At 64.2% G+C, this 20,623-nt stretch carries 16 protein-coding genes; 4 read left to right on the top strand and 12 right to left on the bottom strand.

Annotated elements, in window-relative coordinates; all coding sequences use genetic code 11:
- Positions 1-2: 2 nt before the first annotated feature.
- From P2G67_RS02410 to P2G67_RS02370, 9 genes are all read right to left on the bottom strand, one after another.
- A complete protein-coding gene (locus P2G67_RS02410) occupies positions 3-2,873 on the bottom strand; it encodes a flotillin family protein (protein WP_275819656.1) in 2,871 nt (956 codons plus the stop codon).
- A gap of 54 nt (positions 2,874-2,927) precedes the next feature.
- The gene (locus P2G67_RS02405) at positions 2,928-3,758 is read right to left on the bottom strand and encodes a phosphoenolpyruvate hydrolase family protein (protein WP_275819654.1); all 831 of its coding nucleotides are present in this window, start codon (positions 3,756-3,758) and stop codon (positions 2,928-2,930) included.
- Between the two features lie 4 nt (positions 3,759-3,762).
- A complete protein-coding gene (locus P2G67_RS02400) occupies positions 3,763-5,982 on the bottom strand; it encodes an ABC transporter permease (protein WP_275819652.1) in 2,220 nt (739 codons plus the stop codon).
- A complete protein-coding gene (locus P2G67_RS02395; RefSeq protein ID WP_275819650.1) occupies positions 5,975-6,772 on the bottom strand; it encodes an ABC transporter ATP-binding protein in 798 nt (265 codons plus the stop codon). Before P2G67_RS02395 ends, P2G67_RS02400 begins: the two co-directional genes overlap by 8 nt.
- Complete coding sequence (locus tag P2G67_RS02390; RefSeq protein ID WP_275819648.1) at positions 6,769-7,851, bottom strand: branched-chain amino acid ABC transporter permease; 1,083 nt, start codon at positions 7,849-7,851, stop codon at positions 6,769-6,771. The genes P2G67_RS02395 and P2G67_RS02390 overlap by 4 nt, the downstream gene beginning before the upstream one ends.
- A gap of 4 nt (positions 7,852-7,855) precedes the next feature.
- Positions 7,856-8,860: a branched-chain amino acid ABC transporter permease gene (locus P2G67_RS02385; RefSeq protein ID WP_275819646.1), complete on the bottom strand. Its 1,005-nt coding sequence runs from the start codon at positions 8,858-8,860 to the stop codon at positions 7,856-7,858.
- Between the two features lie 234 nt (positions 8,861-9,094).
- The gene (locus P2G67_RS02380) at positions 9,095-9,931 is read right to left on the bottom strand and encodes an AraC family transcriptional regulator (protein WP_275819644.1); all 837 of its coding nucleotides are present in this window, start codon (positions 9,929-9,931) and stop codon (positions 9,095-9,097) included.
- A 147-nt stretch (positions 9,932-10,078) separates the two neighbouring features.
- Positions 10,079-11,281, bottom strand: a complete 1,203-nt coding sequence (locus P2G67_RS02375) for an iron-containing alcohol dehydrogenase (protein WP_275819642.1) — start codon at positions 11,279-11,281, stop codon at positions 10,079-10,081.
- A gap of 66 nt (positions 11,282-11,347) precedes the next feature.
- Positions 11,348-12,610, bottom strand: a complete 1,263-nt coding sequence (locus P2G67_RS02370) for an ABC transporter substrate-binding protein (RefSeq protein ID WP_275819640.1) — start codon at positions 12,608-12,610, stop codon at positions 11,348-11,350.
- A gap of 310 nt (positions 12,611-12,920) precedes the next feature.
- On the opposite strand from P2G67_RS02370, the gene P2G67_RS02365 reads away from it, so the two are divergent.
- Positions 12,921-13,820, top strand: a complete 900-nt coding sequence (locus tag P2G67_RS02365; RefSeq protein WP_275819638.1) for a LysR family transcriptional regulator — start codon at positions 12,921-12,923, stop codon at positions 13,818-13,820.
- 51 nt (positions 13,821-13,871) lie between these two features.
- Here the strand turns inward: P2G67_RS02365 and P2G67_RS02360 are convergent, their stop codons facing one another.
- Positions 13,872-14,513: a DUF924 family protein gene (locus P2G67_RS02360; protein WP_275819636.1), complete on the bottom strand. Its 642-nt coding sequence runs from the start codon at positions 14,511-14,513 to the stop codon at positions 13,872-13,874.
- Positions 14,513-15,370, bottom strand: coding sequence for an alpha/beta fold hydrolase (locus tag P2G67_RS02355; protein WP_275819634.1), 858 nt, complete (start codon positions 15,368-15,370; stop codon positions 14,513-14,515). Before P2G67_RS02355 ends, P2G67_RS02360 begins: the two co-directional genes overlap by 1 nt.
- 72 nt (positions 15,371-15,442) lie before the next feature.
- On the opposite strand from P2G67_RS02355, the gene P2G67_RS02350 reads away from it, so the two are divergent.
- Positions 15,443-15,949 (top strand): YybH family protein, encoded by a 507-nt coding sequence (locus tag P2G67_RS02350; protein ID WP_275819632.1) that lies wholly within the window; start codon positions 15,443-15,445, stop codon positions 15,947-15,949.
- Positions 15,950-15,957: 8 nt separating this feature from the next.
- On the opposite strand, the gene P2G67_RS02345 is transcribed toward P2G67_RS02350, so the two are convergent.
- A complete protein-coding gene (locus P2G67_RS02345) occupies positions 15,958-17,418 on the bottom strand; it encodes a malonyl-CoA decarboxylase (protein ID WP_275819630.1) in 1,461 nt (486 codons plus the stop codon).
- Positions 17,419-17,594: 176 nt separating this feature from the next.
- Here P2G67_RS02345 and P2G67_RS02340 point away from each other — a divergent pair, with 176 nt between their 5' ends.
- The gene (locus P2G67_RS02340; RefSeq protein WP_275819628.1) at positions 17,595-19,112 is read left to right on the top strand and encodes a malonate--CoA ligase; all 1,518 of its coding nucleotides are present in this window, start codon (positions 17,595-17,597) and stop codon (positions 19,110-19,112) included.
- A 29-nt stretch (positions 19,113-19,141) separates the two neighbouring features.
- A complete protein-coding gene (locus tag P2G67_RS02335) occupies positions 19,142-20,620 on the top strand; it encodes an aldehyde dehydrogenase family protein (RefSeq protein WP_275819626.1) in 1,479 nt (492 codons plus the stop codon).
- Positions 20,621-20,623 lie beyond the last annotated feature (3 nt).

The raw sequence follows: 20,623 nt of genomic DNA, 5'->3' as shown, positions 1-20,623 counted from the left end.
TCCTATTTCTTGGACTTGGAGCCGCCGGCGCTCTTGCCGTCACCGGAACCACCAGAGCCGGAACCACCAGAGCCTGACCCGCCGGAGCCAGAGTCGTCACCAGATCCGCCCTTGGCGCTGCCGGCCTGCTTCTCCAGTTCCCCAGCGATGCGGGTCATGTCGGACGCCTCACGAATCAGGCCACCCTGCTTGGTGAGCGCACCGCCCTCGATGCCGATGTCGGCCAGCAGGCTGTCCACCAGCGGCGCCTGCACGCGGTAGCGCAGGGCCGAGTTGATGACCTCGTCGGTCATGTTGGCTCGGGGGCCACCCTGGCCGCCGCCGCCAGTGACGCCATCCAACTGCATGATGCGGATGTCCTGGATCTTCTCCAGCGGCTTGACCGAAGCGGAGACGATGCCCTCGACATGCTCCAGCAGCTTGCGACGGAAGAGCGAGTGGCGTGCCGGATCCGTGAGCACGTTCTCGGCCTCGTAAAGCAGCTTCTGGGCCTCGGCCTCGACGGCGCGGCGCACCTTCTCGGCATCGGCTGCGATCTTCTCCTCTTCCGCCCGCTTCTCCGCCATAACGACGTCGATGCTGCGGCGGCGATTGGCCTCCTCGGTCTCGCGGGTGGTCTTGACCCGCTCCTCCGCCTCGGCTGCACGGGCCCGAGCGACTTCGGCCTCCGCGTGGGCGGCCGACTGCTCGAGCGACTTCTTGTAGAGGGTGATGGCCTTCTCCATCTCCGCCGATTCGAGGTCGCGGGTGCTTTCCACCTCCAGGCGGCGACGCTGGGTCTCCTGCCCGATGCGGGCCTCGTCCAAGCCGCGTTCGGCGGCAATGCGCGTGCGCTCCACGTCCTCGTAAGAGGCGATCTCCGCCTCGCGCAGGGCCTGCATGCGGGCCACTTCGAGCTGCTCCAGCGCCCGCTTGCGCTCGAGCTGCGCGGCGTCGAGCGCCTGCTCGCGGGCCACGTCGGAGCGTTCCACGTCGCGCTGGGCGGCGATTTCGGTCTGGCGCAGCTTGGCCTCGGCCTCTGCGCGCTCGCCCTTCTTCGCTGCCAGTTCGATGGCCGCCAGCTCGCCGGCTTCCTCCACCGCACGACGGCGCTGGATGTCGATGGTCTCGACCTCCTGGTCGCGCCCGATCTCGCGGGCACGGGTTTCCTGTTCGGCCGCGATGCGCTCAAAGTCGACCATCTTGCGCTGGGCGATCCGCGCCGCCTCGACGGCCTCGTCCGCCGCGACCTGGGCTTCCTCCAGGATCTTCTTGCGCTCGATGTCGCGGGACCGGGTCTCCTGCTCGGCTACGATGCGCTCGCGCTCGATCTTCGCTTCCAGCTCGATGCGCTGGGATTCCACCAACTCGCGTGCCGAGAGATCGGCCTCGTCCACCGCGCGGTTGCGGGCGATCTCGCGTTCGCGGGTCTCCTGCTCCGAGGCGATGCGCTCGGCCGCCAGCTGCTTGTCGCGGGCGATTGAGGCAGCTTCGGTTGCCTGCTTGGCCGCGATCTCCGCCTCTTCCAGTATCCGCTGACGCTCGATCTCCAGTTCGCGGACCTTGCGGTCGGTCTGGATGCGCTCTTCGTTGGTGTTGGCTGCCTCGAGGATGCGCAGCTTCTCGGTGGCCTCGCGGGCCGCGATTTCTGCTTGCTCGATGGTCTGCGCCCGCTCGATCTCGCGGCGGCGGATTTCCTCCTCGTTGGCGATGCGGGCGTCGGCCAAGGCGCGCTCCTGCGCCAGGCGGGCCTTCTCCGTGGCTTCGCGGGCGGCAATTTCCGCCTGCTCCACCTCACGCTGGCGCATGATCTCCCGGGTCTGAGTCTCCTGCTCGTTGGCGATGCGCGCTTCGTGGACGGCGCGCTCCTGTGCAATGCGTGCCTTCTCGGTCGCCTCGCGGCTGGAGATCTCCCAGGCCTCGATGTCGCGCTGGCGCTCGATCTCCCACTGGCGCACCTCCCGCTCGGAGGCGATGCGGCTTTCGGAGATGGCGCGTTCGTTGGCGATGCGCGCCCTTTCAATCGCCTCGCGCGCAGTGATCTGCGCGGTCTCGGCCTCAGTCTCCCGCTCGGCACGCTCACGCGCCAACTGGGCACGCTGATGGGCGCGGCGGAACTCGACGTCACGCTCCTGCTCCAGGCGTGCTTCCTCGCTGGCCCGCTCAATCTCCAGGGACTGCTTCTCCGCTTCCAGGTTTCGGGTGCGGATGCGGATCATCGAGTCCTGCTCGATGTCATTGCGCAGCTTGCGCCGCTCCTCAATGTCCTGGATCAGTGCGGTCAAGCCCTCGGCGTCAAAGCGGTTCGAAGGGTTGAAGTATTCGAGCGCCGTCTGGTCGATGTCGATGATCGCCACCGATTCCAGTTCCAGGCCGTTGCGCTCCAGATCCTCCTGGGCAGCCTCGCGCACCCGAGAGACGTAGGCGCCGCGCTGCTCGTGCATCTCCCCCATGGACATCTCGGCGGCCACGGCGCGCATGGCGGACTCGAACTTGCCCACCAGGAGTTCGTTAAGGTTGCGGGCTTCCAGCGTGCGACGGCCCAGGGTGGCCGCAGCGAGGGAGACGGCTTCGCGGGTCGGGCGAACCCGCACATAGAACTCCGCCTCCACGTCGACGCGCATCCGGTCCTTGGTGATCAGGGCCTGATCCTTGCTGCGCTCCACTTCGAGCGCCAGCGTGTTCAGGTTGACCGGCGTGGTGTCGTGGATGATCGGCCAAACGAAGGCGCCGCCGTCGATCACAACTTTCTCGCCCAGGAAGCCGGTCCGAACGAAGGCGATTTCCTTCGTGGAACGGCGATAGAGCCACGTCATCACCCAGTAGATAATGGCAATGACGATGACAAGGGCAATGAGCCACAAGATGCCCTGGCCAATGAATTCCCCGGTCATTGTACTTTCTCCCGCAGCGACGTCGGCATTATTCTTCTACCTTCCGTCTGCATATCATTTGCCCTTAACTTGCTTGAACCGGCGCGTTTGCTCTGTCAAAGCGACTTCGGTTGGCAAACGCTCCATGGAGGAGGCGCCATAGAAGCCGTGACAGGCAGCGGTGTTCTTCAAGACGTACTCAGCGTCCTCCGGATTGGCGACGGGGCCGCCGTGCACCAGAACGATCACCTCGGAATTGACCTTGAGCGCCGCCTCTGCCCATTCGTCCACCAGGGCCGGGCAGTCCTCCAGCTTGAGCGCGGTCTCCGCCCCGATGCTGCCCCCGGTGGTCAGGCCCATGTGACAGACCACGATGTCCGCACCGGCCTTGGCCATGGCCGCCGCCTCGTCCGCGTTGAAGACGTAAGGCGTGGTCAGCAGGTCCTTGCCGCGCGCCTTGGCGATCATGTCGACCTCAAGGCCGTAGGACATGCCGGTTTCCTCCAGGTTGGCCCGGAAGGTCCCGTCGATGATCCCCACGGTGGGGAAGTTCTGCACACCCGCGAAGCCAACACGCTTCACCTCGTCGAGGAAGACGTCCATGTCGCGGAAGGGGTCCGTTCCGTTCACGCCCGCCAGCACCGGCGTGTTGCGCACCACCGGCAGGACCTCGCGCGCCATGTCCATCACGATCTGGTTGGCATCGCCATAGGCCAGCAGGCCGGCCAGCGAGCCGCGGCCCGCCATGCGGTAGCGCCCCGAATTGTAGATCACAATGAGGTCGATGCCGCCGGCTTCTTCGCACTTGGCGGACAGGCCGGTGCCGGCACCGCCGCCGACGATGGGTTCGCCGCGCTCGATCATGGCGCGGAAGCGTTCGAGAATGGCGCTGCGGCTCTCACTCATGACGTCACCTGCTCCTGGTCTTCTGCTTTGGCCGCCCGCCGCCGTGCAGCGCCCGGAAGGCAGCCACCACTTCGGCCGCAAAGGCCGGATCATTGATGTTGTGCGGCACGCGGATCAGTTGGCGCGTGGCCGTCTGGTGCACGGTACGCTCCAGCGCGGCAAAGAGCGCCCGGTCGGCCGCCGGGTCGTGAAAGGGCTGCCCGGGCGCATCCAGTGCGGAGACACCGCCCTCCGGCAGGAAGAAACGCACCGGCGCCTCCATGCGGTTCAGGCGCTCGCCGATCCACTGCCCGATCGCCTTGTTCTCCTCCGGCGAGGTGCGCATCAGCGTCACTTGCGGATTGTGGCGATAGAGGTTGCGTTCGCGAAAGCGCTCCGGGACCGTCTCGGGCGCAGCGAAGTTCACCATGTCCAGAGCGCCGCAGGAGCCGATGTAGGGCATGTTGCGTCGGATCATGGCGCCGAAGCGATCCTCGCTGGCCGGGAAGATGCCGCCCACCAGCAGGTCGCAAACTTCGGTGGTGGTCACATCGAGCACGCCTTGCACCAGGCCGCTTTCCACCAGCTTTTCCATCGACTGCCCGCCAATGCCGGTGGCATGGAAGACGAGGCAGTCATAGTCCTGTTCGAGTGCGGCTGAAATCTGCCGCACACAGGGGGTGGTGACCCCGAACATGCTCAGCGCCACCGCCGGCAGGCCGTCGCCCTGCATCGCGACCTGCGGGTCGGCGTCGCGCCGGGCCTGCACCATGCCGATCATGGCGTTGGCGCCGTTGGCCAGCACCTGCCGGGTGATGGAATTGAGCCCCTGCACGTCGGCGACCGAGTGCATCATCACGATATCGGAGGGGCCGACGTAGCGCGCCACATCACCGGAGGCCACGGTGGAGATGATCAACTTGGGCACGCCCACCGGCAACACGCGCATGGCCGGCGCGACGATGGCGGTTCCCCCCGAACCCCCGGCAGAGATGATGCCGGCAATCCCGGACTGGCGTTTGATCCAGCGCTCGAAAGCCAGCGTCATGCCCGCCACCGACTCACCTCGATCGCTCCCGAAGACGCCACTCGCACCCCGGGGGTGGAAGGCGGCAATCTGGTGCGCGGGCACCTCCGCGCCGGAGTGATGGCCCGAAGAGGTGGAGAGGTCCACCATCCGCACCGGCAGTCCGGCCGCCCGCACGAGATCACGAATGAAGCGAAGTTCCTCGCCCTTGGTGTCGAGCGTGCCGGCGACAAGCACCACCTGCTCGCCCGTCGCGACCAGGGGACGCAGCTCTGCCTGGGCCGACCGGGCTGCGGCAACCGTACCCGTCGGCGCCACGGTGAGCGTGCGCGCCTGTTGGATCAGCAGGCGCCGCGGCACCGGCTTGGACCAGCGGGTCGGCACCACCGGGTTCGACTGGTAGACACGCTGGGACTGTGGCGCCTGCGGCTTGGCGCCGTCGGCGGACGCCTCGCTGCCGCTGGCCGGCTCCTCTGCCGCGTCCTCGCCGTGCCGGCCCACACCCAGCAGGCGCTGCTGCAGCTCTCGGTCGCCGGCCAACTGGCCTGCATCTGCCACGCGATTGATGCGGCCGTTGACCATGATGCCGACCTTCTCGGCGACGGTGGTGGCAACACCGATGTTCTGCTCGATGACCAGAACATCGATGCCGCTTTCCTCGCCCAGTTCCAGCAGCATCTCCTCGACCTGCTGCACGATGACCGGCGCCAGACCTTCGGTCGGCTCGTCCATAATCAGCAGGCGGGGATTCAGCAGCAGCGCCCGGCCGATGGCCAGCATCTGCTGCTCACCGCCGGAGAGCTGGCCACCGCCGTTGTTCTTCCGCTCGGCCAGCCGTGGGAAGGTCGTGTAGATACGATCCACCGTCCAGCTGCCCTTGTTCCCGGCCGAGACCATGCGCAGATGCTCGTCCACGGTGAGCGATCGCCAAAGCCGCCGGCCCTGCGGCACATAGCCAACGCCCATCTGGGCAACCTGCGCCGGGGAGCGGCCGAGCAGGGACTCGCCGTGAAAGCTGATCGAGCCGCTCGACACCGGCACCAGGCCCATGATGGCCTTGCACAGTGTCGTTTTGCCCATGCCGTTGCGTCCGACCACCGACAGCACGCCCTGCTGCAATGTCAGATTGACGCCCTGCAAGGCGTGGGAGGAGCCGTAGTAGACGTTGAGGTCGTGAACCTCGAGCGCAGGAGCTCCCTGGCGCGCCCGCTCAGCCATGCCCCCCTCCCAGATAGAGTTCCTGCACCTCAGGATCGCTCTCGATTTCGCTGGGCAGGCCTTCCTTGAAGATGCGGCCGTTGTGCATCATCGACACGGTCTCCGCGACCCGCAGCGCCACGTCCATGTCATGCTCGATGATGATGTAGCCGATGTGGCTGGGAAGGTTGGTGAGAATCTCCACCAGTTCCGCGCGCTCTTTCGGGGACAGGCCGGCCGCGGGCTCGTCGAAGAGCACGAAGCGCGGCGCACCGGCCAGTGCTAGCGCGATCTCGAGCTGGCGCTGCTGACCATAGGAGAGTTCGGAAACCTTGATCTGCGCGATGTCCGACAGGTGCACGGCCTCAATCAGTTCATAGGCCGATTGAACCAGCGTATCGCCCTTTCGCGGTCGCAGCATGGAAAAGCGCCCGCGGGAGACGCCGCGACAGGCCAGGTAGACATTGTCGAAGACCGTCAGCCCGGTGAAGAGCAGCGAGATCTGATAGGTCCGACGCAGCCCGCGACGGATACGCTCGTGCGCCGGGAAGTTGGTCACATCCTCGCCGAAGAGCCGGATGGTGCCGGAAGTGGGCAGGAAGTCACCAGTCACGCAGTTGAAGAGCGTGGTCTTGCCGGCGCCGTTGGAACCCAGCACGGCACGCCGCTCGCCCGGCTTGACCGTGATGGTCACGTCGGTCAGCGCCGCCAGCGCGCCGAAGCGCTTGGTCACGCCGCGCAGCTCCAGCGCGTTGGCCGTGCCGGCCGCGGAGAGACGTTCGGAGACGGAGCGGACCGTGGCCGTGCTCATGACGCCTCCGGCTTGTCGACGAGGGGATCGCGCCGGCGGCGACGAGCGCGCCAGCGATCCCAGAGCCCCAGCACCCCGTCGGGCGACCAATAGACAACGACGAGGAAGCCCAGTCCGATCAGAAGCTTATAGCGGTCCCCTGCCATCGAGAGCGCCTGCAGCACGTCCGGCGAGAAGGTGCGCAGCAGCACGTAGATGAAGGCGCCGATGAAGGGCCCGATCGGCCGGGCGATGCCGCCGACGATGGCGATCACCAGGATGTCGATCACCGCCGGCAGCCCCGCGGTGCCGGGCGCGATCTGCGCATTCTGCCAGACGAGCAGGATGCCGCCGATGGCCGCGATCACGGCCGCAAAGGTATAGGCCGTGATGCGGTGGGCCACCACGTTGAATCCCAGCGCCGCCATGCGGCGCGGATTGTCGCGGATGCCCTGCAGCGCCAGACCGAAGGGCGCACGCGAGACATAGATGACGGCGAGATAGCAGATCGTCGCGCAGCCCAACGTCAGGTAATAGAAGGGTATTGCGTCACGCCAGTTCACGCCGAAAAGACGCGGCGGCACCACGTCGCCGAAGCCGGAATAGCCGTTGAAGATCGTGTAGTTCTGACGCGTGAAATAGAAGAAGGCCGCAGCGAAGGCCAGGGTGATCATGATGGTGTAGATGCCCTCGGTGCGCACCGCCAGGGCACCGATGAGGGTGGCAAAGATAGCGGCGACAAGGATCGCTACCGGCACATTGAGCCACCAGGGCCAGCCCAGACTGATAGACGTCGCGCCGCTGTCACCTAGGATCGCCACCATGTAGCCGCCCAGAGCAGCGATGGACATCTGCGCCAGACTGACCATGCCGCCATAGCCCGCCAGGAACATGAGGCTGAGCGCAATCATGCCCAGGATGAAGGCCCAGCCGAAGATCTGGTAGAGGAAGAAGTCGTTCGCGATCAGCGGCATGAGCAGCATGATCGCGCCGACCACCCAATAGGCGATCGGTATGCTCTGCACCCAGCCGTTCAGCCGTGTGGCCAGAGTGCGCCGGGTCTCTGCTTCGGACTGCAGGGGGGAGTCGCTGACTGCCATGATCCTACCGCCCCATCAGTCCCTGCGGCCGGAAGGCCAGGACCGCAGCCATGATCAGGAAGGTGAAGACGACCGAATAGGTCGGTGCATAGACCGAGCCAAGCTGCTCAGCCAGACCGATCAGCACGGCGCCCAGCGCAGCGCCCAGAATGGAGCCCATGCCGCCCACGATCACCACCACCAGCGAGGCCAGGAGGAAGCGCATGTCCTCTCCGGCCACCACTGACTGGAAGGTGCCGCCGACGATTCCTGCCACGCCGGCCAGACCGGCACCGAAGGCGAAGACCACCATGAAGATGATCTGCACCCGCACGCCCGAGGCGGCGAGCATATCGCGGTCATCGACGCCGGCGCGGATCAGCATGCCGATGCGGGTTCGATTCAAGGCCAGCCACATGAGGATGCCCAGCACGATGGAGGCCACTAGGATGGCGATGCGCACCGAGGGATAGCGCAGAAAATAGATGTCGTCGCCGCGCACTGCCGCCACCAACGGCAACTCCACCGGGCCGCGCAGCCAGTCCGGTGACAGGATCTGGTATGAGGAGCCGCCCCAGAGCCAGAGCATGATATCCGCCAGCACGATGGAAATGCCGATGGTCACCAGTGTCTGACGCAGGTCCTCGCCTTCCATGCGACGGAAGACGGTGTACTGCAGCACCACGCCCAGCAGAGCGACGGCAATGAACACCACGACGAAGGAAAAGAGCCAGCTTCCGGTGGCTTCTGACACCTCGTAACCGAGATAGCCGCCCAGGAGGTAAAGCGAGCCGTGGGCCAGATTGACGTTCTTCATCAGGCCGAAAATCAGCGTGAAGCCGCTGGCCACCAGGAAGTAGAGCGCCCCCAAGGTGACACCGTTGAAGACCGCATTGAGGAAAATCTGCTTGCGCCCGAGGACTTCCTCCATACCGGACGACCAGGGCGCCACGATGAAATAGAGCAGCACCGCTGCCGCCAGAGCGATGACGACGGTCCAGACCGGATTGCGCCGGATGAGGTCGTTCACGCGGCCCCTCCCACCGTCCTCTTTCCGGACGCCACTGTCATCCTATCCTCCCCGTTGCAGCCTGAGCGGGCACAGGTCTATGCGCGCCGAATCCGAGCCCGGCTACTGTCTATCGGTAAGCTAATCGCAAAGCGCACGGAATCGCATACCCGACAGTCTCTTGCTGTCGCCGATCGGATGAAGTTTGCCCCAACACAAGCCGACGCCGGCGGCGATAGTGCGGCGCCAGGCGCATCACGCTGCATCAGCGAAGTGCACGATCCGGCGATAGTCGCTGGGCGCGATACCCACGTTGGCGATGAAAAAGCGCGTGAAGCTGGCCTGCGACGAGAAGCCGAGATCGAGGCCGATATCGGTGACCGGATCGATGCTGGTCACCAGGCGATCGATCGCGTTCTCCATCCGCAGGGTGTTGAGATACATGTTGGGCGTGATCCCAACCTGCTGGCGAAAGAGCTTATAGAAATGCGGGCGGGACAGGCCGGCGCCGCGCGCTATCCGATCCAGCACCACCCGCTCGCTCACCTTTTCGCGCATCAGCTTGATGGCATTGCGCACACGGAAATCACGCACCGGCGGCGCGCAGCGGGTGAAGGACGCGCCCTCGGCAATCCACTGCCAGGACTGATCGAAGCTTTCCTGGGTCAATCCGTAGAGATAGCCGGCGACATAACTGTCGTCCGCATCCTCCAGCATCGCACCGGCAATCTTGAAAACCAGACGATTGATCGTCTCGGTCACGTCGATCGGGCTGCGCCCGAAGCGCAGCGAGGCGCTGGCCCGGCGGCTCGCATCCAAGAACCAGAACGGCTTAATGTAGAGTGTGAGGTAGAGTGACGGCTTGCCGGGGTGGAGACAGCAATAGTTGTGCGGCTGCCAGGGGCTGACCGCCACACCTTGCCCGGGCTCAAGCGGATACTGTTCGCCTTCGATATCAATGGATCCGGGCGGCCCTTGAACGTGAAATATCAGATGGCCTTCCCGATGCGCATGCAGCGTCATCGAGCGGTCCAGGTTATAGAGCGCCACGCGCCCAAATGGCCCATGATGCACTGCCAGTGCAGTACTCATCGTCCTCCCCCACCGTCGAACCAGGCAGCAACGCCGAATTGGCGCAAGCTCACGCTCCACCCGTCGAACGGCTTCCTTATTGCTTGGCAGTCTATCTCAGGCCTTGCTTGAGTCCAGAGACTCATGATCACGTTGCTCTCCGCGGAGTCACAACGCCTCCTGCAGCAGTGCGAGGTAGTCGGACGCGTCCGCCTTGCGCGGGTTTGTGCGATTGGCGTGATCACGCGCGGCAAAGCAGGCCGCCTGCTCAAGGGTTGCCGCATCGGCCCCCAACGCCGACAGGCAATCAGGCAGTCCGACCCGCTCACGCAGACCGACGATGGCCTGACCCACTCCGGTCGCCTGGGAGAGTGCCAGCTCGCGGCGTATATCCTCATAACGTGCCTCGGCAGCGGGTGCATTAAACTCAAGCACCAGCGGAAGAAGCACGCCGGTGATGGCGCCGTGGTCACTCTGGCCCAGCCCCAACCCGCAAAGCGCGTTACTCATCGCATGCACCCCGCCAAGTCCCTTCTGTTGCGCCAAGGCGCCGTTGAGCCCGGCGGCCATCACTTCCCGGCGCGCTTCGAGGTCATCGCCGTAAGCGACGGCGCGTTCAAGATTTCCGAAGGCACGGCGCATCCCGTCCAGAGCCATGCCGTCAGCCGGTGGATTGAAAGCCGAGGAGATGAAGGTCTCCATGCAATGGGTCAGAGCATCCATGCCCGTGCTGGCGGTCCGCTTCGGGGGAAGATCGAGGGTCAAGGTGGGATCGCAGATGACCACCCGGGGGATCAGGTGGGGGCTGATCACCGCATGGTTCGGCCCCTCCTCCATCGCGATCATCGCCACGCCGGAAACATCGGCCCCGGCCCCGGCAACGGTCGGTATTGCGAGCAGCGGCGGCAGCACATTGCGGATGCGCGCCATGCCACCCTCGCTTCCCAGGTAGCTGCAGAGCGTACCTTCATGTGTGATGCGAATGGCTGCCACCTTGGCCAGGTCGCAGGCTGTGGCACTGCCGAACGCGATCAGACTGTCACAGGCCTGTTCCCGGTATAACTCGGCGGCCTTGTCGCAGGCCTCCCGGGTGACACGGGTTTCCGTCAGGGTGAGGTAGTGCGCACGAACGCTGCGGGGGATGGCAAGCGTGAGGCGGCCCAGGACCAGGTCGCGCGCCCCGTCCCTGTCACAGAGCACCAGAGGCCGCTTGGCGCCGAGCGCTTCCAGCTCGCTCTCCAGTGCGTGCTCCAGCACATGATCGGCGAAGTGGATCCGGGTGACATAGGTGATGAGCGACATGGCTTGCGCAACGCCCCCGTCCGCCGGCTCCTCAAAGCAGCCGCCCGCCCAATCCGGCAGGCGGCTCACGCTCTGACAGGACGTGAAAGAAAAAATGGACCGGCGGCTTTGCACCGCCGGTCCAATAGATGCGGGTTACTGATTGCGCAGCGCCTCACAGTCCGGCGTGTCGCGGGACGGCAGGCCCAGAGCAGCGAACTCTTCCTCGGACATGCCGAGCATCTGATCGACATCCTCAACTCTCGACTTGAAGGTGTTGTAGAGGTTGCCGTCATCGCCCTCGACCACCTCAGTGATGAAGACCGATGCGATCGCCTGACGCTTGTCGTCAACGGTGATCCGCCCGTTGGGCGCTTCCATGTCGATGGCCGAAAGCGCGGCGTGGAAGTTCGCGTGATCGTCGTCCAGTTCGCCGTCGATCTCGTCAAGCGCAATCAACGCCGCCATGGTGGCGTTGTAGTAGTTGGTGGCGAAAAGCGACGGAGAAGCGAAACGCTCGCCTTCCGGGAAGGTGGTCTGATAATTCTCCACGTAGGCCTTCCAGCCCTCGTTGTCCCAATCATCGGCGATGGGACCGGAGGTCGGGGTGCCCACCAGCGCTTCCTTGGCGCGGCCGCGGGCGGAAAGCACCGTCTGGTCGGCCATGATGGTGCCGCCGATCAAGTTGGTGTCGCCACCGGCCTGCTCATACTGGTTGAGGAAGTTGATGGCATCCGAGCCGCCGACACCGAGGTAGATCGCATCCACGTCATAGGGCAGAGCCGCAATGATCGAGGCGAAGTCGCCGCTGCCCAGCGGCAGCCAGAAGCGGTCGACGATCTCGCCGCCGGCCTGGCAGAAGTCCACCGCGAAGCCCATGAAGTTGGTGTAGCCGAAGGAGTAGTCGGCGGCGATGGTCGCCACGCGGGTCCAGCCCTTCTCCTCGATGACGTAGCTGCCGAGGCCGTAGCCCCACTGCATGCCATTGGCGTTGTAGCGGAAGTAGTTTTCCGCCGGCTCGACGTAGGTGGTCTCCATGGCGCCGGAGGCCGCGTCGATGATGGTCTTGTTCGGAATGGTCTTGGCATAGTCGCGCAGCGCGATGCCCTGCGAGCCGGACAGCGGGCCGATGATGAAGTCGACCTCCTCCTGCTCGATGAGACGACGAGCCTGGCGCACGGCGTTGTCCGGCGTTTCGTCGGTCGGTCCCAGCACCCATTCGATCGTCTTGCCGTCGATCTCGCTGTCGTAGTTGTTCAAGGCCATCTGGAAGCCGCGAATACCGTCGTTCCCGCCTTCGGTGAACACGCCTTCCTGCGGCGCCAGCAGGCCGATCTTGATGACCCCGTCTTCGGCCATCGCAAGACCCGGCGCCAACATGGCGATGGTCGCGACCGTACCGATGAGTTGTTTCTTCATACTGTCTATCCTCCCTGAACCCAGCCGCTTCACTGCGGCATGGCAAATTGCGGTCCAGTGGCCCTGCCGCCGATGCACACCTATTGCGGACCGGCATTGCCACCTGAGCCCCGGCGTGCTTAAAGCGCCACCGATCAGGCTGGCATCCAGGTTAGGAGAAAGCTCTTTCGAGACTGATGCCCCCTCGTGCCGCCTTATACCCTTGCGTCTGATTTTTCCGCTGAGGGGGCCAAAGCGACCGCTGTGGGCTCGTGGCGCGAACAGCGAACCATCATTGACAGTATCAATTGTAGAGCCTTATCAATTCATAATGTCGACGTATTTTGTACATTTGCGCACGTTTCAGGCTGTTGCGGTCCATCGCGGCTTCACCGCTGCCGGACGGGCGCTTGGCATCGGCCAGCCGACGGTCACCACCCAGATCCGTGAACTGGAAGAGCGTTTCCAGGTTGAACTCCTGCAAAGGCGCGGCCGCAGAATCGAACTGACAGAGGCAGGTCAGTCGCTGTTCGAGATCACGCAGCGCATGATGAGCCTCTACACCGAAGCCGAAGAACTTCTCACCAACCAAGGCCGCTTCCGGCATGGCGAACTGAGCCTGGCCTCCATCGGCGCCTTTCACGCCACCCGCATGCTGGGCACCTTCAAGCGCAGCTACCCGGATGTGGCCATGAGCATCCACCTGGGCACAGCGCAGGAAACCCTGAGCCGCCTGCTGGACATGACTGCGGATGTCGCCATTCTGGCTCACGAGGTGCGCGATCCGGCCGTCGTCAGCTGCAAGTACTGCTCGCACCCCCTTCTGGTCAGCGTCCATCGCAGTCACGAGTGGTTCGAACGCGAGTCGGTCAGACTGGCCGACCTGGCGGATCAGCCGCTTGTGCTCCGGGAAAGAGGCTCGACCTCCCGGCGTATCCTGGAGAAGGCGCTGGAGGATGCGGGCATCGCAACCCGTTCCGTCCTGGAGATCACCTCGCCAGACGGCGTACGCAAGGCGGTGGAGAACGGACTGGGCATCGGCGTGCTTCCGGATTTCGAAACCGTGCCCCATCCGGACGTCCGCGCCTTGCGGATTGAAGAGGATTGGCTGTGCATGGATTTTCGCATTGCCTACCTGCGTGACCGCAAGAATTCGCCAAGAATCAAGGCCTTTATGGGCGTCTTTAGCAAGCCGCACTCACATGCAGGCGCCACCCTTCCGCAAGGCTAGACCGGAGCGAATCGCGAAGCGAATCAACACTACAGGCACTTTGTCGCTTCGCTACATCAGGTTATCGCCACGAAACGCCTTCAAGTGCGGGAAACTGGCTTCCGCGATGTAAGCCTGCTCCTCCGGCGTCGATTGGCGGCCAAGAACGCTGTTGCGGTGAGGATGCCGGTTAAAGGTAGCGATGACCCTCCGCACTTCATGGGCTTGTGTCACCAAGGACTGGTAGACTGGCTCCAGGTGATCAGGTGCTTCGGAAACAATCCCCTCGCGCAGCCTGATGAGCAGATCGAGACGTTCGAGATGATCCGGCCCTTCGCAGTGGCCGAGAGGCTGACTATAGACGATCTTGAACCAGGGCGTCGCGAGAGCAGCGTAATGGCCGTTGGAAAGACCTTTGATCGCAAGTGCCAAGGCCGCCGGGTCTTGCTTAAAGGCCAGAGGGGTGTCTCGCCACAATGATCTTGAGAACTGGTCGAGCACGATAATCAGCGCGAGCCTTCCTTCTGGATCGTCTGCCCAATGGTCGAGTGCGCCTGTGGCAGCTTGGGCTGTGATTCCGGAAAATCGGGCACGGATTTCGTTGTCTGCGCCACCCTGCATCCGCCAGAACCAGTGAGTGCGGTGGGCATCAATGTCGATTTCTAAAGCGCGTCCCTCTGGAAACCAGAAGCGAAGAATTTCCTTCCAATGCACTAGTTGCTACTCAGCCAGTCCAGAATCGGGCTGATCTGCTGGTCGCTCATCAGCGCCGGAGCGTGGCCGCTTCCGGCAATCTCCACCACCTGCGCCCGCGGCCCGCGTTCGCTCATCTCCCGGGCGGTCTCCGGGGTGAGCAACTCCGACTGGGCGCCACGATAGACCAGAACGGGCAGGCGCAACTGATCCCAGAAGGGCCAGAGGTCCACATCACCCTCCAGGCTACCGGCAAAGGCCTTGCCGATAGCCGGATCGTAGTTGCGGCGCCACCCCTTCCCCTCGGCTGTGAGGGATCTTTCCACCAGCCGCTGCCACTGCGCCTCGGTGAGCGGACCGAAACCGACGTAGGCGGCCCGAAGGTCGGCATAGGCCGACTTGTAGTCAGGCCAGGACGGCTGCTCCCCGACTTGCTGCGAAAGCCGTGACAGGGCCTCAGCGGGCAGGAAGGGGCCGATGTCGTTCATCATCAGGCGGCGCAGCGGCGTGCCCGGAATCGCCGCGAGAAACATGCCGATGAGGCCCCCCATGGAGGTCCCCACCCAGTCCACTTCCTCCACGTCGAGGCGCGCGAGCAGGGCATTCATGTCCTGCAGATACTGCGGGAAGGCATAGCCGCTTGGGTCGGCCAGCGGCTCGCTGTCACCGCGGCCCACCACATCGGGACAGACCACGCGCCACCCCCGTGCGGCCGCAGCGGCAGCCAGTTCATCGAAGTCGCGGCCGTTTCGGGTCAGCCCATGGACGCAAATCAGCGTCCGCTTGGCGTCCGCCGCCCCCCATTCCCGATAGGCGACGCGGTGAAAACCACTGAGAGACAAGCCTCGAAAATGGCGGAGTTTTGCCGACTGCTGCATGGCTGCACGCTTCCTCCTTCTGTGCGCCTGGCTCCATCGGTTAGCAGATGGCCATTGCCGACGCGAGCCCTCTTGACCGGGATTCTATACGTTGATATCAACTTGATTAGCCATCCACCAACAGGGCCAAACATCATGGATACAACCGTCACCAATCTCGACCTCCAAAGCGACGCCGAGCGTTTCGTTGCAGACTGCCTCCAGGCCATCAACAGCTCAGACTTGGATGCCATCGCCGCCCACTACGATGAGGCCGTCGTGGCTTTCGACGCGATCGGTCCGTTACAAATTTCCGGCCGGGAGGCCTACCTGGCGCATTGGAAGACTTGCATGGAGATGTGCAGCAACATGTCCTTCGAGCCGCATGCTCTCAGCGTGCAGGCCAGCGGTGACCTCCTGATGGCGCACTGCCTCGCAAACTGTGTCGGCGCCGATGCCGAAGGAAATCCGCAATCCGGCTGGGTGCGCATGTCACTGACCGCCCGCCGGACGCCGGCAGGCTGGCGCATCATCCACGATCACTTCTCGTTGCCCTTCGACCCGGTCAGCATGAAAGCGCAGGTCGAAGCCACGCCCTGAGATCTTACTCAGCCAAGCCCCAAGCGCCGGAGTGTGCCGCCACCACTGTCGCGCACCCGGCGCATGAGGCTGCGCACATCCGAACTCACAGCGACCGTGCCCTTGGCCATGTAGGCCTCGTGGTTCTTCTCGATGTCGTCGAGCAAATAGCGGTAGTTGACCATGATGCCCGCCGATTGCCTCAATCCCTTGGCCGAGGTGTCGCCCAGCCAGTTGATCCGCTCCAGGCGAGCCCCGTTGCGCAGATGGAAGCGCGCCACGGGATCAATTGGCTGCCCGTTGCCGCGCTTTTCCATGAAGTAGCGGGCAGCCAAGCGCAGCAGCGGGTCCTTGAGGCTTTCGGCCACCTTTGCGTGGCGGTGCCAGTTCTCGCGGGCAAGCAGGTTCTTCAGGGCTTCCGCCGTATCTTCGGACTGCCCCAACTTCCGGATGGTGGATCGCTCATCGTTGCCCAGGAAACGGTCTAAGCTCTCACCGTCCACCCCTTCCAGCCAGACACGCAGGCCCGGCACCGGGGAAAGCGTAGCGAAGGTCTTGATCCTTGGCAGGTCCTGACTGAGTTCGCGCACCACCATCTTGATGAGGAAGTCGCCGAAGGTGATGCCGCGCAGGCCGCGTTGCGTGTTCGAGATGGAATAGAAGATCGCGCTATCAGCTTTGGCCGGATCGGCCGCGGGTGCCTTTTCGTCCAACAGATCCTGAACGTTTCCGGCAATGCCCTCCACCAGCGCCACCTCGACGAAGGCCAGGGGCTCGTTGGGCATGCGCGGGTGGAACAGAGCATAGCAGCGCCGGTCGGAGTCCAGCCGATTGCGTAGGTCGTCCCAGGAGCGGATCTCATGCACCGCCTCATAGGCAATAAGCTTCTCCAGCAGCGCGGCGCTGGAGTCCCAGGTTATGCGCCTGAGATCGATAAAGCCGGTATCGAACCAAGAGGTCAGCAAGTCCTGCAGATCCTGATCGAGCGCTCTAAGGTGAGGACTGCGGTCCAACAGGGGCAGCAGGTCTGCGCGCATGTCTACCAGAAACTTCACGCCCTCGGGCAAGCTATTGAACTGGCGCAGCAAACGCACCCGCGGTGGCTCCAACACCTCACGCAACCGCAAGCCGGCGGCGATGCGACCCTGCTCGTCCTCCTGCGCTTGATAGTCGGCAATTGCCTCTGCGACTGCCGCCTCCTCGACGGCGAAATCACGGGCCAAAATCTCCAGGAACAGCGCCCGGCCCGGCGTATCGAGCTGCAGATAGGCTCGGCCAAGTGAAGCAGCGCGCACGCGCGCCGAAACCTCGCCGCCGCGGGCCTCCAGGCATTCGCGCATCTGCGTTTGCAGGCGCCCCGCGTCGGCAACGGCTTCGTCGGAGACCGAAAAACCGACCGTGCGTGCCGCCGAAACGGAAATCTCGCGCCAACTGGCCGAAAGATTCGACAGCGCGCGATCGAAAAGTGAAGGAGACTCCTGTTCGCTCATGCCAATCCCACATCCGGATTGCGGCGCGCTTTCGCCGCCTGAGAGGTGATAGCCTGCCCGCGCTGGCACGTGCAATGCAGGTAAAGTGACATATTCCTTACTGACTGATATGAAGCCTCGCCGATCCGGCGGCCTGACCAAAAAAGCAAACAGACGCGTTCTGGGGACCCTTGAGCATGAACCGCAACCTCTATGCCCTTCTTTCGGATCGTTTTCCCGCCGATCGCAGCGCTCCGGTCCTGGAGTTGGCCGACGGCCAGCAGCACGCTTACGCCCATCTGGAAGCCATGGCGGGGCGTTATGCCGCACTTCTGCGCCAGCTGGACGTCAAGCCGGGCGACCGGGTCGCCGTCCAGACCGAAAAGTCGCCGAACGCGCTTTATTTCTACCTCGGCTGCATCCAGGCGGGCGCGGTCTACCTGCCGCTCAATACTGCCTATAAGAAGGCAGAGGTCTCCTACTTCCTGAAGGATGCGGAGCCGGCGCTCGTAGTCTGCCGCCCCGAAAGCCTGGCGGAGATTCGAGAGATCGCACAGGCCGCCGGCGTAGCCCATGTTCACACCCTCGATTCCGACGGCGGCGGCAGCTTGACCGAAGCGGCCATGGCGCTTGCGCCCGACCCCGAGGTCGAGCCGCGCAGCGATGACGATCTCGCCGCCATTCTCTACACCTCCGGCACCACCGGGCGATCCAAGGGCGCGATGCTGACGCACCGCAACCTCTCCTCCAACGCCTTCGCCCTGCACGACATCTGGGGCTTCCGCGAGGGAGACGTGCTGCTGCACGCCTTGCCGATTTTCCACGTGCATGGGCTTTTCGTCGCCACCAACACCACCCTGGCCAACGGCAGCTCCATGATCTTCCTGCCGCGCTTCGACGCGGACGAGGTGGTGCGCCTGCTACCCAAGGCGACGCTGATGATGGGGGTTCCAACCTTCTACGTCCGCCTGTTGCAGCACGCGGGTTTCACCCGTGAACTTGCCGCGCACATGCGGCTGTTCATCTCGGGCTCGGCGCCCCTGCTTGAGGAGACCTTCACCAGCTTCGAGGAGCGCACCGGCCAGCGCATCCTGGAGCGCTATGGCATGACCGAGGCCGGCATGATCACCTCCAACCCCTATGAGGGCGAGCGCCGCGCCGGCACGGTCGGTTTTCCCCTGCCCGAGGTCGAGGTGCGTGTCGCCGACGACAGCGGCAAAATTCTCGGCCGCGATGAGATTGGCGTGCTGGAAGCCAAAGGTCCCAACATTTTCAAAGGCTACTGGCGTATGCCCGAGAAAACGGCTGAAGAGTTCCGCGCGGATGGCTTCTTCATCACCGGCGACATCTCCAAGATCGACGCCGAGGGCTACGTGCACATCGTCGGCCGCGCAAAGGATCTGATCATCTCCGGCGGCTATAATGTCTATCCCAAAGAGATCGAGCTGGTGATCGACGCGCTGCCCGGCGTGGTGGAGAGCGCGGTCATCGGCCTGGCACATCCGGATTTCGGCGAGGCCGTGACTGCGGTGGTCAAGCGCAGCGCGCTCGATTCCACCGACGAGAACGCCATCATCGAGGCCACAAAGGAAGCCCTCGCCAGCTTCAAGGTACCCAAGCGGGTGTTCTTCGTCGACGAACTGCCGCGTAACACCATGGGCAAGGTGCAAAAGGCGCAGTTGCGCGAAACCTACAAAGACAGCTTCACCGCCTGATTGGGCGGTGTGACAGGGAGATACGAGCCATGGCTGAACAGGATCCTTTCGAGCTGGCACAAGATCTGTCCGGCAAACATCTGATCGACGGCGCTTTTGTCCCGTCGCAGTCCGGCAAGACCTTCGACGTGATCTATCCGGCCACGCTGGAGGTCATCGGAAAGGCTGCCTTCGGCGAGAAGGCGGACGTCGATGCCGCGGTGGCGGCAGCGAAGAAGGCCCAGAAGGCCTGGGCCGCCCTGCCCGCGCGCGAGCGCGGCAAGCTGGTGACGGAATGTGGCCGGCGCATCGAGGCGCACAAGGAGGAGCTGGCACGTCTCGTGGCCCTGGAAACCGGCAAAGCGCTGCGCACCGAAAGCCGGGTCGAGGCGAGCGTGGTGGCCGACGCCTTCACCTTCTATGGCGGCCTGGCCTCCGAGTTGAAGGGCGAGAGCGTGCCTTTCAATCCGGACATGCTGACCGTGACCCTGCGCGAGCCCATCGGTGTGGTCGGGGCGATCATCCCCTGGAACGTCCCGATGATGCTCATGGCCTTCAAGATCGCGCCGGCCATGGTGGCCGGCAACACGGTCGTGGTGAAGTCGGCCGAAGAAGCACCCTTCGCGGTGCTGCGCGTCTGCGAGATCATGAACGAGGTGCTGCCGCCGGGTGTGTTTAACATCCTCTCCGGTTTCGGCCCGGAGTGCGGCGCGCCGCTGGTCGAGCATCCCGACGTCGGCAAGGTGACCTTCACCGGTTCGGTTGAGACCGGCAAGATTATCTATCGCGGCGCGGCCGAAAAGCTGATGCCGGTCACGCTGGAGCTCGGCGGCAAGTCGCCGATGATCGTCATGGGCGATGCCGACCTGGAGCGCGCCGTCGCCGGGGCCGTCTCCGGCGTGCGCTTCACCCGGCAGGGTCAGTCCTGCACGGCGGCCAGCCGGATCTATGTCCATGAGAGCCTGCACGACGCCTTCATCGAGGCCCTGAAGGCCAAGGTGGACGCCATGGTGATGGGCGATCCGCTGGACGAGAAGACGGATATCGGCACCATCGTCAGCGAGCAGCAGTACGAGCGCGTGCTGGGCTACATCACGCAAGGCAAGGCCGACGGCGGCACGGCACACGAAGGCTCCTCCCTGCCGGGCGACGGCAAACTGGCCAAGGGCTACTTCGTCCGGCCGGTGATCTTCACCGACCTGCCCGAAGACAGCCGCGTCATCAGCGAAGAGATCTTCGGGCCTGTGACTGCCATCCAACGCTTCTCGACCCTGGACGAGGTGATCGACAAGGCGAATGACAGCGAGTATGGCCTGGCTGCGACGATCTGGACGCGCGATCTCAAGACCGCCATGGAAGGCGTGCGCCGCCTGGAGGCCGGCTTCGTACAGGTGAACCAGAACCTGGTGGTGCAGCCAAACCTCTCCTACGGCGGCATCAAGCAGTCCGGGCTGGGCAAGGAGGCATCCCTCGAAGCCATGCTCGAGCACTTCACCCACAAGAAGACCGCCATCATCAACATGACCTGAGGG

Source organism: Aquibaculum arenosum, assembly GCF_029222965.1.
In the GTDB taxonomy this organism is placed as follows: Bacteria; Pseudomonadota; Alphaproteobacteria; order Kiloniellales; family DSM-21159; genus Aquibaculum; species Aquibaculum arenosum.
The sequence above is the reverse complement of the archived record's forward strand: the minus strand, read 5'-3'. Positions and strand labels throughout refer to the sequence as shown.

Coding starts and splice junctions, on each gene's coding strand:
- P2G67_RS02400 (WP_275819652.1), bottom strand. CDS start 5,982: ATGGCTGAGCGGGCGCGCCAGGGAGCTCCTGCGCTCGAGGTTCACGAC.
- P2G67_RS02410 (WP_275819656.1), bottom strand. CDS start 2,873: ATGACCGGGGAATTCATTGGCCAGGGCATCTTGTGGCTCATTGCCCTT.
- P2G67_RS02335 (WP_275819626.1), top strand. CDS start 19,142: ATGGCTGAACAGGATCCTTTCGAGCTGGCACAAGATCTGTCCGGCAAA.
- P2G67_RS02370 (WP_275819640.1), bottom strand. CDS start 12,610: ATGAAGAAACAACTCATCGGTACGGTCGCGACCATCGCCATGTTGGCG.
- P2G67_RS02340 (WP_275819628.1), top strand. CDS start 17,595: ATGAACCGCAACCTCTATGCCCTTCTTTCGGATCGTTTTCCCGCCGAT.
- P2G67_RS02345 (WP_275819630.1), bottom strand. CDS start 17,418: ATGAGCGAACAGGAGTCTCCTTCACTTTTCGATCGCGCGCTGTCGAAT.
- P2G67_RS02390 (WP_275819648.1), bottom strand. CDS start 7,851: ATGGCAGTCAGCGACTCCCCCCTGCAGTCCGAAGCAGAGACCCGGCGC.
- P2G67_RS02365 (WP_275819638.1), top strand. CDS start 12,921: ATGTCGACGTATTTTGTACATTTGCGCACGTTTCAGGCTGTTGCGGTC.
- P2G67_RS02380 (WP_275819644.1), bottom strand. CDS start 9,931: ATGAGTACTGCACTGGCAGTGCATCATGGGCCATTTGGGCGCGTGGCG.
- P2G67_RS02395 (WP_275819650.1), bottom strand. CDS start 6,772: ATGAGCACGGCCACGGTCCGCTCCGTCTCCGAACGTCTCTCCGCGGCC.
- P2G67_RS02405 (WP_275819654.1), bottom strand. CDS start 3,758: ATGAGTGAGAGCCGCAGCGCCATTCTCGAACGCTTCCGCGCCATGATC.
- P2G67_RS02355 (WP_275819634.1), bottom strand. CDS start 15,370: ATGCAGCAGTCGGCAAAACTCCGCCATTTTCGAGGCTTGTCTCTCAGT.